Source organism: Mesorhizobium sp. M0208 (assembly GCF_040322015.1).
In the GTDB taxonomy this organism is placed as follows: Bacteria; Pseudomonadota; Alphaproteobacteria; order Rhizobiales; family Rhizobiaceae; genus Mesorhizobium.
The window spans coordinates 150,662-166,339 of record NZ_JAMYSP010000008.1; the positions used below are offsets into that span (position 1 = coordinate 150,662).

15 protein-coding genes are annotated in these 15,678 nt (G+C 61.2%); 9 read left to right on the forward strand and 6 right to left on the reverse strand.

Annotated elements, in window-relative coordinates:
- The first annotated feature begins 132 nt into the window (after positions 1 to 132).
- From NKJ17_RS11235 to NKJ17_RS11245, 3 genes are all read left to right on the forward strand, one after another.
- The gene (locus tag NKJ17_RS11235; RefSeq protein WP_352688346.1) at positions 133 to 1,248 is read left to right on the forward strand and encodes a L,D-transpeptidase; all 1,116 of its coding nucleotides are present in this window, start codon (positions 133 to 135) and stop codon (positions 1,246 to 1,248) included.
- A 146-nt stretch (positions 1,249 to 1,394) separates the two neighbouring features.
- Positions 1,395 to 3,023 (forward strand): CTP synthase, encoded by a 1,629-nt coding sequence (gene pyrG, locus NKJ17_RS11240; RefSeq protein ID WP_352478901.1) that lies wholly within the window; start codon positions 1,395 to 1,397, stop codon positions 3,021 to 3,023.
- Positions 3,024 to 3,034: 11 nt separating this feature from the next.
- A complete protein-coding gene (locus tag NKJ17_RS11245) occupies positions 3,035 to 3,574 on the forward strand; it encodes a DUF1697 domain-containing protein (protein ID WP_352688347.1) in 540 nt (179 codons plus the stop codon).
- A 29-nt stretch (positions 3,575 to 3,603) separates the two neighbouring features.
- On the opposite strand, the gene NKJ17_RS11250 is transcribed toward NKJ17_RS11245, so the two are convergent.
- From NKJ17_RS11250 to NKJ17_RS11270, 5 genes are all read right to left on the reverse strand, one after another.
- Entirely contained in the window at positions 3,604 to 5,061 is a 1,458-nt protein-coding gene (locus NKJ17_RS11250) for an NCS1 family nucleobase:cation symporter-1 (RefSeq protein ID WP_352688349.1), read from the reverse strand.
- Between the two features lie 127 nt (positions 5,062 to 5,188).
- Positions 5,189 to 6,031, reverse strand: coding sequence for a trehalose-phosphatase (otsB, locus tag NKJ17_RS11255; RefSeq protein WP_352507304.1), 843 nt, complete (start codon positions 6,029 to 6,031; stop codon positions 5,189 to 5,191).
- Positions 6,028 to 7,809: an alpha,alpha-trehalose-phosphate synthase (UDP-forming) gene (locus NKJ17_RS11260; protein WP_254817288.1), complete on the reverse strand. Its 1,782-nt coding sequence runs from the start codon at positions 7,807 to 7,809 to the stop codon at positions 6,028 to 6,030. Before NKJ17_RS11260 ends, otsB begins: the two co-directional genes overlap by 4 nt.
- Before the next feature lie 175 nt (positions 7,810 to 7,984).
- On the reverse strand, positions 7,985 to 10,147 hold the full coding sequence (locus NKJ17_RS11265; protein ID WP_352478897.1) for an amylo-alpha-1,6-glucosidase: 2,163 nt from the start codon (positions 10,145 to 10,147) through the stop codon (positions 7,985 to 7,987).
- Positions 10,148 to 10,195: 48 nt separating this feature from the next.
- Positions 10,196 to 11,257, reverse strand: coding sequence for a glycosyltransferase family 4 protein (locus tag NKJ17_RS11270; RefSeq protein WP_352507303.1), 1,062 nt, complete (start codon positions 11,255 to 11,257; stop codon positions 10,196 to 10,198).
- 254 nt (positions 11,258 to 11,511) lie between these two features.
- On the opposite strand from NKJ17_RS11270, the gene NKJ17_RS11275 reads away from it, so the two are divergent.
- On the forward strand, positions 11,512 to 11,814 hold the full coding sequence (locus tag NKJ17_RS11275) for a DUF982 domain-containing protein (RefSeq protein WP_352507302.1): 303 nt from the start codon (positions 11,512 to 11,514) through the stop codon (positions 11,812 to 11,814).
- Here NKJ17_RS11275 and NKJ17_RS11280 read toward each other — a convergent pair.
- Positions 11,796 to 12,026: a hypothetical protein gene (locus NKJ17_RS11280; RefSeq protein ID WP_352507301.1), complete on the reverse strand. Its 231-nt coding sequence runs from the start codon at positions 12,024 to 12,026 to the stop codon at positions 11,796 to 11,798. The genes NKJ17_RS11275 and NKJ17_RS11280 overlap by 19 nt on opposite strands.
- A 72-nt stretch (positions 12,027 to 12,098) precedes the next feature.
- Here NKJ17_RS11280 and NKJ17_RS11285 point away from each other — a divergent pair, with 72 nt between their 5' ends.
- The 5 genes from NKJ17_RS11285 (at position 12,099) to NKJ17_RS11300 (ending at position 15,592) form a co-directional block, all read left to right on the forward strand.
- Complete coding sequence (locus tag NKJ17_RS11285; RefSeq protein WP_352507300.1) at positions 12,099 to 12,365, forward strand: hypothetical protein; 267 nt, start codon at positions 12,099 to 12,101, stop codon at positions 12,363 to 12,365.
- A gap of 453 nt (positions 12,366 to 12,818) precedes the next feature.
- Positions 12,819 to 12,980, forward strand: a complete 162-nt coding sequence (locus NKJ17_RS11290) for a hypothetical protein (protein ID WP_352507299.1) — start codon at positions 12,819 to 12,821, stop codon at positions 12,978 to 12,980.
- Positions 12,981 to 13,229: 249 nt separating this feature from the next.
- On the forward strand, positions 13,230 to 13,454 hold the full coding sequence (locus NKJ17_RS11295; protein WP_352507298.1) for a hypothetical protein: 225 nt from the start codon (positions 13,230 to 13,232) through the stop codon (positions 13,452 to 13,454).
- 954 nt (positions 13,455 to 14,408) lie between these two features.
- A complete protein-coding gene (locus tag NKJ17_RS34030) occupies positions 14,409 to 14,720 on the forward strand; it encodes a DUF6894 family protein (protein WP_502896086.1) in 312 nt (103 codons plus the stop codon).
- 329 nt (positions 14,721 to 15,049) lie between these two features.
- Positions 15,050 to 15,592, forward strand: a complete 543-nt coding sequence (locus NKJ17_RS11300; RefSeq protein WP_254817280.1) for a class I SAM-dependent methyltransferase — start codon at positions 15,050 to 15,052, stop codon at positions 15,590 to 15,592.
- Positions 15,593 to 15,678: the final 86 nt, after the last annotated feature.

A 15,678-nucleotide genomic window follows, 5' to 3' on the forward strand; every position in this document is an offset into this window, starting at 1 on the left:
AGATTCGACCGCACCGCGCGCTTGAGGCGCTTCCGGCTAATCGATTATAGGTTGCACGCGGCATTCTCGGCGTCCTTGGGGGGCGCCGGGCGACGCCGTGGGCAACAAGCATTGAACGATCGGATCTTCCCCATGCAGCTTCGCAGCTTCATTTTTGCCGGCCTTTGTGCCGTGCTCAGCCTAGGTGCGCCCGCTTACGCGGCCATGCCGACGGCAAACTCGGCCCATAAAGCCGCAGCAACAACCGACGTCGTCAACGTCGCTGCCAAAAGCGATGCGGCGCAATTGAAGCTTCTCAAGAAGAAGAAAGATCCGACGCCGGACGACCTTGCGCAGATCCGCAAGATCGAAGCCAAGATCGCAGCCGACAAGGAAGCCGCTCGCGCCAAAGCACTCGAAGCCAGGAAGCTGGCGATGCGGGAGGCGGCGAAAGCCAAAGCCGATGCGGAACGGCAGGCATTCCTTGCCAAGAAGAGCCAGCCGCTCGCGGCGGCGAAGGTGGCTGACGCTACGCCAGCCAAGAAGAAGAAGACCCTCAACATCATCGAACCGATTGCGCCGATCCAGTCGGCCGAGCCGATCCCGGCCGAGGCCATGAACGTTGCCCTGACCGGCAACAATGGCGAGTTGCGCAGCGAACCGGTGGGGCAGAAGCCGCAGAGCGTCGGGCTGTTCGCGGGACTGTTCGGCGGCACATCTTCGTCGTCAATGTCGCTGCTTCCGGAAACACGCGCGCTCGACGCCGCGCTCGAAAGGAAGCAGGCCAAGCGGCAGTTCAAGGTCAAGCCGGAATTCGTGCCGCAGGAGGTCGAATTCACCGGCTACAACCCGGGCACCATCGTCATCGATACCAGCGCTCGCCGTCTCTACCTCGTCGAATCATCGTCAACCGCCCGCCGTTATGCCATCGCGGTCGGCCGGGAAGGCCTGCAGTTCAAGGGTACGGTTGCCGTCGGCGACAAGCAGGAATGGCCGCGCTGGATTCCGACGCTGGATATGCAAAAGCGCGAACCCAAGCACTATGGCCAGTACAAGGACGGTATGCCCGGCGGCGGCGACAATCCGCTCGGTGCGCGCGCCATCTATCTTTACGACGGCAAGAAGGATACCCACCTGCGCATTCACGGCACCATCGCGCCGCAGTCGATCGGAACCAGCGCCTCCAATGGCTGCTTCCGCATGATCAACGAGCACGTCATGGACCTTTACCGCCGGGTGAAAGTAGGCACCAAAGTCGTCATCATCTGACGCTTTGACAGATCGTGCCAAAAGGGCCGGCCTCGCCGGCCCTTTTGTTTGATACGCCAACGACCAGAGCGCCTTCTTGGGAAAAAGCCTTCGCGGCGGTTTTTTCTCTGGCGGAATCAATTCGGCCGCGTTAAGCGATGACTCCCATGGCGCGATATGTATTCATCACAGGCGGCGTGGTTTCCTCACTTGGAAAAGGCATTGCTGCGGCGGCCCTTGGGGCTCTCTTGCAGGCGCGGGGCTATCGCGCACGTATCAAAAAGCTCGATCCCTATCTCAATGTCGATCCCGGCACGATGTCGCCCTATCAGCACGGCGAAGTCTTCGTGACCGATGACGGGGCCGAGACCGATCTCGATCTTGGCCATTATGAGCGCTTCACCGGCCGCTCGGCCAACCAGCAAGACAACATCACCACCGGCCGGATCTATAAGAACATCATCGAGCGCGAGCGGCGCGGCGACTATCTCGGCGCCACCGTGCAGGTCATTCCGCACGTCACCGACGAGATCAAGAACTTTGTCCTCAACGGCAATGACGATTACGATTTCGTGCTGTGCGAGATCGGCGGCACCGTCGGCGACATCGAAGCGATGCCGTTCCTGGAGGCGATCCGCCAGCTCGGCAACGACCTGCCGCGCAACAATGCCGTTTACGTCCACCTGACCTTAATGCCTTACATTCCGACGGCGGGCGAACTGAAGACCAAGCCGACGCAGCATTCGGTCAAGGAGTTGCGCGGCATCGGCATTGCACCCGACATACTGCTGGTCCGCGCCGACCGGCCGATCCCCAAGGAAGAGCGCAGAAAGCTGTCGCTGTTCTGCAATGTCCGCGAAAGCGCCGTCATCCAGGCGCTCGACGTCCCGCACATCTACGACGTGCCGATGGCCTATCACAATGAAGGGCTCGACTCGGAAGTGCTGGCCGCCTTCGGCATCGATCCGGCGCCGAAGCCGCGCATGGAACGGTGGCAAGCGGTGTCCAACCGCATCCACAATCCGGAAGGCGAAGTGACCATTGCCGTCGTCGGCAAATATACCGGCCTCAAGGACGCCTACAAATCGCTGATCGAGGCGCTGTCGCATGGCGGCCTCGCCAACCGGGTGAAGGTCAAGCTCGACTGGATCGAAAGCGAGATATTCGAGAAGGAAGACCCGGCGCCGTGGCTGGAGAAGGTCCATGGCATTCTCGTCCCCGGCGGTTTTGGCGAGCGCGGCTCGGAGGGCAAGATCCTGGCGGCGAAGTTCGCGCGCGAGCGCAAGGTGCCGTATTTCGGCATCTGCTTCGGCATGCAGATGGCCTGCATCGAGGCGGCGCGCTCGCTGGCCGGCGTCGAGCACGCATCATCGACCGAGTTCGGCCCGACCGAGGAGCCGGTCGTCGGCTTGATGACCGAATGGCTGAAGGGCAACATGCTGGAAAAGCGCAGGGAAACCGGCGACCTTGGCGGTACCATGCGGCTTGGTGCCTACCAGGCCGACCTCGCCAAGGGATCGAAGATCGCTGCGATCTATGGCGATACCCAGATTTCCGAACGCCATCGTCACCGCTACGAGGTCAATGTCGACTACAAGGAGCGGCTCGAGAATTGCGGCCTGGTGTTTGCCGGCATGTCGCCGGACGGCGTGCTGCCGGAAACGGTCGAATATCCAGACCACCCCTGGTTCATCGGCGTGCAGTACCATCCCGAGCTGAAAAGCCGGCCGCTCGATCCACACCCGCTGTTTGCCAGCTTCATCGAGGCGGCGGTAGAGCAGTCGCGGCTGGTCTAGACTAGCCGCCCATGCAAACTTACGTCGCGCTGCTCTACAGCATTGTCCTGGGCGAGGGGCGGCGGGTCGTCATGTCCGATCTGAAGGCGATGGCCGAAGGCCTGGGCCTGAATAACCCGCGCACGCTGGTGGCGACCGGCAATCTTGTTTTCGAGGCGCAAGAAACAGAACTTGCGGCGTTGGAGCAGCGGCTGGAGGCGGCGTTCGCAAAGACTTTCGGCCGCCACGTCGACATCATCGTGTGCCGCGCCGACGGCTGGCTGAGGCTGGCGGCCGGCAATCCGTTCCCAGCCGAATCGGCTGAGGCCGCGGACCAGGTGGCGGTGCGCGTGATGCGGGCGCCCGTTCGCGACGAGGCCGCCGCGGCGCTTGAGGCATATGCCGGCAAGGGCGAGAAGCTGCGGATTGTCGGCGGCGACATCTGGATCGTCTTTTCCCGCGAGACGCCGAGTTCGCGGCTGCTTGCAGCGGTCAGTCACAAACGCCTGGGCATCGGCACCTCGCGCAACTGGAACACTGTACGCCGCCTAGCCGAGATGGTCGCAGAATGAACGGGGCGGCTTGCGCCGCCCCGAATCGCTCAAGCCTTGGCTATCCTGGCTCCGGCACCGAGTGCCATCGTGCGCAGCACGTAATAGATGACGCCGGCAATTGCCACGCCGAAGAACCAGCCATAGACGCCCCACCATGACGGCAGCAGGCTGGTGAAGTTTGGCAGGATCGAGGAGAAGACCGCGCCGATACCGGCGGCGATGAAGGCATTGACATGCCAGCCGCCCTGGAAGCGGAATTCGCCATTCTCCCTGTAGAGCGCCTCGACATCGACCTCGCCCTTCCGGATCAGGTAATAGTCGACCATCATCACGCCGAAGATCGGCCCCATCGTCGCGCCGATGATGTTGACGAAGGAGGCAGCACTGCCTTCCCAGGGCGCGAAAGGATAAAGCACAAGCGCTATCAACGCCGCGATGTAACCGCCCTTCTTGAAGTCGATCTGGCGTGGAAAAACGTTGGAGAAGTCAAAGGCCGGCGACACGAAGTTCGCCACCACATTGATGCCGAGCGTCGCCACCGCAAAAGTCAGCGCTGCGAGCGCCGCCAGGAACCAGCTGTCGAACTTCGCCGAGATCTGGTCGGGATGCAGCAGCACTTCGCCATAAACGTCGAAGGCGGCGATCGTGGTGACGCCGGCGACAAGCGAGAACAGGATGAGATTGACCGGCAGGCCCCAGATGTTGCCCTTGCGCAGCGATGCCTTGTCCGGCGCATAGCGGGCGAAATCGCAGAAGTTGAGATAGAGGGCGGAGAAATAGGTCACCCAGATAGCCGCCACCGCAAACAGCGAGGTCCAGGAGCCCGGCGTGCCCGGCACGCCCGCGTCCTTCGTCTTTTCCAGCAGCACATCCATCGGGATGTCGCTGGTGAAGGCGAAGGTGCCTGCCTTGAAGCAAAGATAGATGGCCAGGATCAGCATCATCACCCACACCGCCGGTCCGGCCCAATCCTGGAAGCGGCGCACCGTTTCCATGCCCTTCTGGATGATCAGGAGCTGCAGCGCCCAGATGACGGCGAAGCAGATCACCTCGAGCCCGGAGTGGCCGAGGAAATGTGTGCTCTGGTTGAAGTCGGCGAACCACTGCGAGCGGATCAGCAGAGCTACGATCGCGCCTGAGGCAGCCGCCGTCTGCGCGCCGTACCAAAAGCAGGCGACTATGGCGCGCACCAGCGCCGGTATGTTGGCGCCCCAGATGCCGAAGGAGGCACGCGCCAGGACAGGGTAGGGCACCCCGGTCTTCACGCCGGCATAGCCGACCATGTTCATCAATGCATAGATGATCAGCGAACCGATACCGATGGCGATGATGAAGTTGACGAAGCCGCCGCAAAACAGGAACAGGCTGGCCGCCAGATAGTAGCCCCACAGGCTGTGGACATCCGACGTCCAGACGTTGAAGATCGAGAACGGTCCCCAGTTTCGAACCTTCGCCGGGGCGAGATCGTCATTGTACAGGTCCGGTGATGCGCCTTGTATGGTCATTGCTATGTCCTCCCCTCGTTATGGCACGCGCCTCCACGCATGGGAGCAGGTTAAGCCTGACGCAGGGGAACCGGCAAGCAGACGATTTGCCGGCTTTGGCCTTAAAGACATTCAATGAGAACCGCGCTTATCGGCCGGACGATGCCGTGGCTGCGATGTTGATCTTCGCCCTTGATTCGGTCTCTGCCTGCTTGTCGGCCGGTAGAGCACCGGAGACCGCCGATGTCTCGAAACTGGCCTTGAGCCAGGCTATTGCGCCGGTCACGTCGTCGAGGGCATAGTTTGCGGCCGTCGGCCCGTTCGGCTTCACGCGGATGGAGATGCCGCCAATTTCATTGATCGCCTCGAAACCGTGTTCGTCCGATGTATCGTCTCCGAGGAATATCGGCCGCCGGCCGACAAAGGGCGGAATGTCCATAAAACGCCGGATGGCTGCACCTTTGACGGCTTCCAGGGGCATGAGCTCGACGCCGGCGTTTCCCGGAAGCACCCGATAACCCTTCGGAAGCCGGGCCAATGCCTGTTCGACGAGCTGGATTGCGGGCGCAAGCAGTTGCGGTGCTGCTCTTGTATGAACGGCAAGGACCGGCCCCTTGCGCTCGACATAGACCTTGCCGCTGCCCAGTTCGGCCTCGATCTCGTCGGCAAGGGCGGCGATGTCGGCCGGCGCGTCGGCGGCATCGATGGGACCCGTCGGCGTCAGCCGGTGCTCCAGCCCATATAGTCCGGCGATCCGCAGCTTCAGCGGATGGAACAGCTTGTCCACGGCGGGGATCGATCGGCCGGTGATGAAAGCGACCGCACCATCCAGCCGCCGCTCGATGCGTCCAAGCAGATTGCGCAATTCCTCGCCGACGAACACCGCGTCGGGATGGGCAGCGTGTTCCAGCAAGGTTCCGTCGATGTCGAGGAAGAGCGCCCATTGCCCTTCCGACAGGTTCAACGCCGGCGGTTGTTCAAAGCTTTTCACGATGCTGCCTTCCGTGCCCGCTCGAACATCGAGATGACGTTGTTGGTGTTCGATGGCGGGCGCTCGCCGGTTCCGGTCACCCTGTCGAGATCGCCGCGTTTGCGCAGGCGCGCGGCGTCCAGCAGCATGCTGCCGGCCCAGCGGTAGACGTTGTTGTCGCGGACCATCTCACGCATCGGCCGCAAACGTTCGCGCTGCTCTTCCGGCGTCATCGTCAGCGCCTGCAACAGCGCCTCGCTCATCATGGCCGCATCGTAGGGGTTAACGATCAGTGCTTCCAGCAGTTCGCGCGACGCACCGGCGAAGGTGCTGAGCAAAAGCACGCCCTGTTCGTCGTCGCGCGCTGCGACGAATTCCTTGGCGACAAGGTTCATGCCGTCATGCAGGCTGGTGACCATGCAGATGTCGGCGGCGCGATAGACCTCGTAGACCTGCTCCTGCCGATGATGTTCGGCGACCATCAGGATAGGACTGTATGTCTCGCTGCCATAGCGCCGGTTGAGCTCGTCGGCATAGCGGCGGCATTCGTCGTGGAGTTGCTGGTAGGCGGGCAATGTCCCCCGGCTCGGCGCCGCGATCTGCAGGAAAACCACCTTGCCTATCCATTCGGGATATTTCGTGAACAATTCGTCCAAGGCATGGAAGCGATCGAGAATGCCTTTCGTGTAGTCGAGGCGCTCGACTCCGATGCACAGTTTGGTATCCGCTGACAGGCCGAATCTGTCGCGGACACGGGCGCGGCACTCCTCGACAGACGGCAGTTTTGCCAGCAATTGGGCCGGCCATTCTATGGAAATGGGATAGGCGTGGACCAATGTGGTCTGCCCACCATAGGAGATTGCCGCGTCTGCCCGTTCGATCCGGCTCTCCAGAAAGCGGTCGACACTTTCGGTGAAGTTGTTGGCATGGAATTGGGTATGAAAGCCGATGATCGAACTGCCGAGCAGTCCCTCCAGGATCCGCTCACGCCACGGACAGATGCTGAACACTTCCGAATTGGGCCAGGGGATATGCCAGAAGGTGATGACTATCGCGTCCGGCAGGCGCTGGCGAATCATGCGCGGCAGCAGCGCAAAATGGTAGTCCTGCACTAGCACGATCGGCCGTTCGTTGCGGGCTTCGGCAACCACCGTATCGGCGAATTTGCGGTTGACGGCCTCGTAGGCGTCCCAGTCCGAGGCGCGAAACACGGGGCGGGTGAAGGCGATATGGCAAAGCGGCCATAGCCCCTCATTGGCGAAACCCAGATAATAGCCTTGATATTCCTCCTCCGTCAGCCAGACCCTGCGCAGCGTGTAGGACGGATTGCCTGGCGGCACCTGCACCCGGTCGTCCTTGTCGACTGTGAGGCGGTCTGCCGTGCCGCCGCCATAGGCGATCCAGGTGCCGGCACAGGCGCGGGTGATGGGCTCGAGTGCCGAAACCAGCCCGCTGGCCGGCACTAAAAGTTGCACGCCGTCATCCTTGATGTTGTGGATGTAGGGTTCGCGGTTGGACACGACGATGACCTGTGCGTCCGGCAGGTCATCGGCCAGGATCTTGCGCAAGGTGTCGGGCGACCACGTGACGAGTGCCGCATCGGCCGATTGGCCGTTCTTTTCGAACTCGCGCAGCACCTTGCGTGCCGCTTCCGACGCGACATCCTCGCTCGGCGTGTATGCGGCCGCCGTTGCGCGGCCGCGGCGCTGGCGGGATATCGATAGGAGAATGGCAAAAGCGGAAAAGCCAAAACTTGCAATCAGCAAAACCCAGAGCAGGTTTACAGTATAATCTGACATCGAATGTGATCTCGCCTCCGGCCGGCCGATAGCCGTTTCTGTTTGTTTTTCTGGTTCGCTGCCGTGTGACGACGACAGCATCCCCCGCTGCCCATTTTGCAACGCACAAAGAGGCTATCGGTTCCGGACGATTGCAATGCCGGGCATCATTTCGATGCGTCGCAGCGCGGCGGCATCAAGTGCGCACGATGAGCGGCACCATCCCCTCATACCGATCGGCGAGAAAGGCGACGACCCGGTCGCCGACACGCTGGAATGTGAGGTCGACCACCGTCGAGCCGACACCCAGATGCCGCAATGTCAGCGTGTCGATGCCGATCGGCAGCCTTGGGCGGGTGACCCGGATTTCGCTCTTCCAGCCGTCGATTTCGAGGCCAAGGCAGGCCTGCATCAGCATGAAGGCCGATCCCGCCGACCAGGCCTGCGGCAGGCACGCGACGGGATAGGCGATCGGCGCTTCGCCCGGCGACCGGGTAAAGCCGCAGAACAGTTCCGGCAGCCGCATGTTGAAATGGACAGCCGATTCGAACGTGCCGCTCATCAGCCGGACCACGCTGTCGCGCACGCCGTAACGTGCCAGGCCGGCACCGCACATGGCGGTGTCGTGCGGCCAGATCGAGCCATTGTGGTAGGACATCGGATTGAAGAATATCGCATCGTCGGCCAGCGTCCTCACTCCCCAACCAGAGTGGAACGACGCGGAGAGCAGCTGATCGGCGACCATCTGCGCCCGTTCCGGCTCGGGCAGCCCGACATAGAGAAGATGGCCGGCATTCGACGTCCGTACCTTGCAGAGCTCGCCTGCACCATCGATCGCCAGTGCATAGAAATTGAGATCGTCCATCCAGAAATGGCGTTCCACCGCGGCGCGCATGGTTTCGGCGCGTTCCTCCCAATGATCGGCCTTGTCGTCCTCGCCGCGGCGGCGGGCGAGCGCCGCCAGCCCACGGAACGCAGCAAAGACGTAGCCTTGCACCTCGACCAGGGCGATCGGCCCCTTGGGCATGCGGCCATCGGCATGGAAGACGGAATCGAAACTGTCCTTCCAGCCCTGGTTGGCGAGGCCGGTCTCGGCGCCGCGCTGGTAGGTAACGAAGCCGGTCGCGCGGCTTGTCTCTTCCGTCCATTCGGCCGCTGCACAGAGCGATGGCCACAGGCTGTCGACGAACGCCATGTCGCCGGTACGATCCGCATAGGCGCAAGCGAGATGAATGTAGAGCGGCGTGGTATCGACACCGCCGTAATAGCGGCCGAACGGGAGCTCCCGCAGCGCCGCCATCTCGCCCTTGCGGGTCTCGTGCATGATCTTGCCCGGCTGCGAATCGCTGAACGGCGACGTTTCGGTTGCCTGATGCTGGGCGAGAAAGGCAAGTACGCCGCGCGCCAGCCCAGGATTCAACCACAGCATCTGCAGTGCGGAAATCACCCCGTCACGGCCAAACGCCGTCGAGAACCAGGGTATGCCGGCATAGGGGTAAGGTCCGGTTGCAAGCTCGGTGGTCAGCAACGCCACGTCTGCGCGCGCGCGTTCGATCCAGTCGTTGAAGACGCGGCCGGAGCTGTGCACCGTCGCGCCGTGGCGGCGTTTGGCGCGCATGCCGAAGCGAGCGCGGGCGGCGGCAGCCCGAAAACGGTCGCGGTCGGGTGTCTCCGCCACCTCCGGGCCGACCTCGATATAGAGGACCTCGCTACTGCGCTTCGTCACCGCAACCAGGAAATCCGCACGGCTGGCGGTCAAATTGTCCGGCGCCTGCGAGAACGAGATCGCCGACAGGCGTACGAGCTGGTCCAGCCCGTCATATCGAAGCACCACGGATGTCGGACTGGTCTCGGCGGCGTGGGCTATTCCGCGCTTGAGCCGGGTCGAACCGCGCACCTCGAACATGTCGCGGAAATCTGCTGCGAAATGCAAGGAAACCCGAATGGCCGACGATTCCTGGCTGTAGTTCGAAAGGGTGATGCGCTCGAACAGCCGGTCCTGCCAAAGCAGCCTGACGCGTTCTATGTGGATCGCGCCCTGCGGAATGTCGCGGCCACCGACACTCTGGATCGGCAGATTGGTCAGGTTCGAGGTGAAAAGCACATTGTCCTGGCTGAGCGATGCGCCCAGCAGCGACATTTGCCGGCCACCGATCGTCAGCCGGAATTCCGAAAGCACACGCGTGTCGTCTCGGAAAAAGCCGTCGCCGGCGCCGCGGATGTCGCCATAAGCGTCGGCCACCGCGAAGCAGTCGCCTTGCTTGAGGGCGAACAGTCGGTGCGGCTCCCGGGGCGCAACCTCGTCGAGCGAGGCAAGGGCTACAGCGGGATCAAGCTTACGCTCGTCGAGTTGATTCATACGTCACAAGCTCTGTCGTTTCGTTTCCAACGTCCACAATGACGCCGATCAGGACGCTCTCGCTTCACCGGGAGTGCCGATCAGGCGCGCATAGGCAGTCACATAGTCGTGGGCCATTCTCGTGGCAGAAAAACGGTTTTCGAATACGGCTCTCACCTGTCGCCTGTCGAGGCGCAGCAATTCCGGTATCGAGGCGACAGCAGCATCGACTGAATCGACAAGGAAACCGGTCACGCCGTGGTCGATGATCTCCGGCAGGGCACCGCATTTCCAGGCGATCACCGGCGTGCCGCAGGCCATAGCCTCTATCGCGGCAAGACCGAACGGCTCCGGCCAATCGATCGGAAACAGCAGGCCGGCCGCCTTGCCGAGGAATTCCGCTTTTCTGTCCTCTTCGATCTCGCCGATGTAGTCGACACGGTCGCCGTCGATCAGCGGCTCGACCGTGTCGTGAAAAAAAGCGCGGTCGTCGTCGCCGATCTTTGCCGCAACCTTCAGTTTCAGCCCGGAGCGCAAGGCGATCTCAATGGCACGGTCCGGCCGCTTGTCGCGCGACAGCCGGCCCAGAAAGGCCAGATACGGCTCGTCCGCATCCGTCTCGAAAGTCGGCTCGTAGATATTGATCGGCAGCCCGTGATGGATGGTCGCCAGCCAATTGGCCGTGGGTAGCCCGGTTCTCTGGCTGCGCGAAATCGAGATCATCGGAAAGCGCGGAAAACGTTCGTAGGCCGGGGCCAGGTCGACATAGTCGAGCCTGCCATGCGGTGTCGTCACCGTGCGGTCAGGTATGTGTTCGAAGAAAGGAAAATGCAGGAAGTGGCTGAGATGGAAATGGATGATGTCGAACTGTTGCGCCCGGTTCCTCACCTCGGCGAGCATCGCGAGATGCGCCGCGGTTTCGGATTTGTGCGGGCGCGGATCGAGACGGAGCGCGCGCTCGCGACACGCCACCAATTTCGCCGATGTCTTGGTATCGCCGCTGGCGAACAGGGTCACGTCATGGCCAAGCTCGACCAATCCCTCGGTCAGATAGGAGACGATGCGCTCCGTCCCTCCATAGAACCGGGGTGGCACGGATTCATGGAGCGGCGCCACATGGGCTATTCTCATGTTTTGGCATTTCCCTCAAACAAGACTGTTCGTGGCATCGAAATGCATCAGCCGCGCTAACGTTCCCGTACCATAGCAAGATGTCATCCAATTGGGGCAAGATGTCATCCGATAGGGGCTGCCGGGCGTTTCCACCGCTGCTCGTCTGGTCCGGCCAACATTTTCCAAGCCAAGCCCTCTTTGCCGGGAACCAAAGCCCGGTTCGCGAGTTTAGTGGGGTTCGATCGCACGCAACCGGTCGACGGGGAGGAACGATGGACCGTTTGCAATTCTTTTCACCTGTGCGGATTTTGCGCGGACAGGGACAGCCCGTGGAGGAGATCGACAGCGTTGCCGAAGCAATGGCATTCTTGCGAAAATGGCCGGCCGGGCGGCGCGGGCCGGTTTACCAGTGCGCCGTGAATTGCTGCGCTGCTGCCATGGCCGGCCGGATGTCGGCCGAGGAAGCGCGAAAGGCTTTTACCGGCTTCGCACGGATCACCCGCCTGCTCGAGGGCGATCGGCCGTTGCCGATGAGCGGCGAGGAGCGGCATCGCGATCACGCGCTGAGGCGATAGGCGCGCCAACTGCCGCAGACCGTCAGATCACGGGTGGCATTCAGCCGGAGCGCCCGATCGGCGACCGACGCGCTTTTGCGAACAGACGCGTTCATGGCCTGCAAATGCACAGGCCAGCTTCTGTCGACGAGCATCGCGACAGCCAGCGCAAGACCAAGCAATCCTGCGGGGCCGGTGAGGGGCGCGGTCGCCGATTTCGGTTGGAGCGTCAAGCTACTACTCCCGTTGTTATGAGGATTGATTGCCGTTGGCGGCCGCCAGGTCGCCGGCATGGGTCAAGTAGAGTGGCCACCGCCGCTGGTACCGCCTGTTCCGCTGGTCGATCCGCCGCCGTCGATCCGCTGCTGCCGCCGCTCGAACCGCTGGAGCCGCTTGCGGCGCTGCTGCTTGTCCCATCGTTGCCGCTGCTGGACCCGCTACTGCCGTCATTGCCGCCGCTCGAAGCACCGCTGCCGCTTGATCCGCTGCTGCCGCTCGAGCCGCTGCGGCCACTCGAACTGCTTGTCCGCTCGAACCGCTGCTGCTTGAGCTGCCGATGGGCCCCTTGTTGACATTGTGCGGGGAGGGACGGTTGTTAGCGCCCTCGCTTACATTTTCGCAGGTGGATTTACGCTGATTTTTGGTGCCGAAGGCACTGGGTTCATTGCTCGCCTTCTGGCAGACCAACCTATGGCAAATCAAAGTCGCTTCGGTTGTCTTAGGCGTAAGGCCCGTGATGACTATTGCGGTTGTCGTGGCCGCCATGGCCATGATCGAGAACCGGAGTAAATTCCGAAAATTTTGCATAGATACCTCGCTTTCTGACGCCTCGCTTCTCGGGCTCGCGCCCAAAGCTTCCTCGCTGTCGAGTGGGTGTTTGCAACAGGGCCGCATACGGATCGCTTACGCCTCAGCGGTCGGGCTCAGGGGCGGGCATAGAAAGTTGGACGAAGCGCAGACAATGGTGCCGCATTGCGGTATTTCGACCGGAAGGGCCAAAGATGCATTTTTTGGGGGAATGGATAATGTCGAAACGGCTTAGACTGGTCCTGGGAACTGCCGGCGCAATCGCCGTCGCCATCGTCTGGGGGATCGTCGCGACGTTGATGGGGGTGCCATCGATTCTGATCACCGTAGGAGCGGTCGCGATCGGCGCAGGCATCTACAGCTATCAAAGCCGGAGCTGATCCGGTATCCGGCGACTGCAGCTTGGCCGAAAAATCGCACAGTCGCCGACTGCCTGCGGCAATGTTCAGTGTACGAATATTACCAACGACAGCGTTCTGTGGAACGAGTGGCCTCTCGAAGCTATTGTGTGACGGTCCGAGACCCCCGCCTCGGGCCATTGGGTCACCCAGCCGAGTGGTCCGCTGCTACCCAATGGCAGCGGACCTTTCACCCGGAAGACGGACATTGTGCCGAATCGAGGGAGAACGATGGTCGTTGACGAGATTGCAGCGCGGCGCCTGAAAATTCTGATCGAGCAATATATCGAGACCAGGAAGAGGCGCCACGATGAGGTTTCCACCGCAGCGGCTGAGATGGCGATCACGGCTGTCATGCCGAATTGCCCGGTCTCCGGAAAAGCCCTGGACGAAATGATTGCGGCATGTGCGTTCGAGCATGGGCTGGGGGTGCTGTTCGATCGACCTGACGCATGAAGGCCTGAATGCCATGAATCCCGATGTCAAAATCGTACAGTGCTGTCCTGTACGAATCCAACGCTGTTCCTGAGACCGCTCGCGACGACATAAACCAACCAGCCGGAGCAGGCATGCCGAGATATTTTTTCATTTCTGAAACAATGAGGTAGTGTCTCAGTTTGAATTCATTTTTTATCGGGCGGAAGATTGCCCGGCTTCATCTCGAAGGCATCACTGGCTGGCAGCCGCTCCGGCGGCTCCCGCGCCGCCTTGGATACCCAAACTTCGCTTGGGGTAGAATGACCGATCCATTTGCGCCAATGCGAGGCAAGCCAAATTGGCGATATTGCCATTGCGCCCTTTGCCCTCGCTTCCTTCGGCAAATAGACGAGACGTGGCCCGCGCCATAGCCGCTGCACCGGACAAGCCCTAGACCGGATGCTTCGAAGGTTTCAAACAGCATATATTCTCGGATCTCTTCGATTGGTGTTACTGCACGGAAGCGAAACACCGCGCCACGGTAGAGGAGATCGTTTTCATTTAATGAGCTCAGCGTGGTCCAAGTGAGCATCTTTTCTTTGCCTTCGCCGTTGTTCTTCTTGGAGGGGCCGAAGCCGGGCAAGCGTGGGCCGTACAAAAACGCGGCATCTAGCCGTCATCTTCGATAGTGCCGCCGACTTCATTTCGGAGCAATCGCAGCAGGCGCAATACGACTTGATCCTTCGGGTGGTGCCGACCGCTAACATCGACTTGGACATCCCCGTTGGCTTCCAAACTGACGTAGGCGATAGCATCGCCTCCACCGAGTCTGGGTAGCACCCAAGGGTGCCGTTGGCCGGGGAGTTGTCGGTCCAACTCCGCTTCAGTTTGGGCCTTCCCTATTGTCCCAACCAAGAAATATGACTTCATGCATTCTGATAGGCTGACCGGTCTCAAATTTCAAACTGAGACACTACCAACAATGACGGCCGCTTGACGGAAGATTTCGAGGGGCAGGACCTGGATGGCCTGTCTGCCGCCCAGGACAACGCCATGGCTTCGGCCAAGGAAATCCTGGCCGAGGGTCTGCTCAGCGGCAGCCCAGTCCTGACAGACCTTTCCTTCGAAATCTGCGACGAGAACCGGAAGCTGCTTTTCCGATTTCCCTTCTCGGAAGCTGCCGAAAAGGCCGGCGCTCGACCTTGTTGGCCAAAAAGCCCGGCAATGCGGGCGAGCTTTGATCGAGCCTGGCTGAAAAACCGCATCTCGCGGCAAGACGGTCGTTGGTGCAAATCAGCACCATAGGCAAATTAGTAGCATAGCTGCCGGCACAAAGCAAGAACAAACATGGCTTGCCTTGCCGAAAGGGCGTACGTTTCAGGAACTCGAGGGCAGGCCCGGGTAGGGGGCGCCAAGCGACATTGCGGTTTCCAACCGATGTGTCGATCTGTTGGGCTGATGTTCGTCAGCTTCCCGAAACGTCTTCGCAGGATGCTGTGATCAGGAGTTCCTTTCTCCCGCGGTTACGTTTACAGGACATTCTGGACAGTGTCGTTTGCGCGCCAGCAACTGGTCCGGGGCCAAGGCCCAGCGCACAGTCGTCCTCCGTCAAGGAAACCAGTCCGGCGCCGCTTTTGGAGAACAATGATTTGTGGTGGTCAAATAAGCAAAAGAGATTCAAGGGAACGTGGGACGACCGACTGGACGGCCTATTCTCAGCAGAGGTCGACTACGCCGGGAAGTCCATTCTCGATGTTGGCTGCAACATGGGTGTTGTCGCCTATGAGATATCCAAGCTAGGACCGAGTTCGATCCATGGGATCGACATTCTCAAGCCGCATATCGAGACGGCCAGGATGATCTTCCTGGGTTGTCCGGTTCAAAGCCGGTTCGATTGTCTCGATCTTGGCAGCCGGAAGCTGCAAAATGTTCTCCAACCGCAGTATGACATCGTCATGCTGCTGGCGGTCTACCATCACATGCAGTGGAGCCTCGGCGCGGACAAGGCGCGACGCGTGCTGTGCGATATCGCCAGGCGTGCTCAAACGATCGTTGCCCGCGTTCCTCCTGGCAAGGATAGAGAGATGATCGCGGTGCTTTCGGATGTGGGCTTTTCAATCAAAAGCAATCACACCTCGCCTCTTGGAAGCCATCTCATGGTCCTCGCGAAACACTGACCGGGCATAGCGCGGCCGACAGCGAATGGCGCAAGAGCCGCGTGGCTGGGTCCGCTATGCTCGTATGCGAGGAACCGACGGTCGTA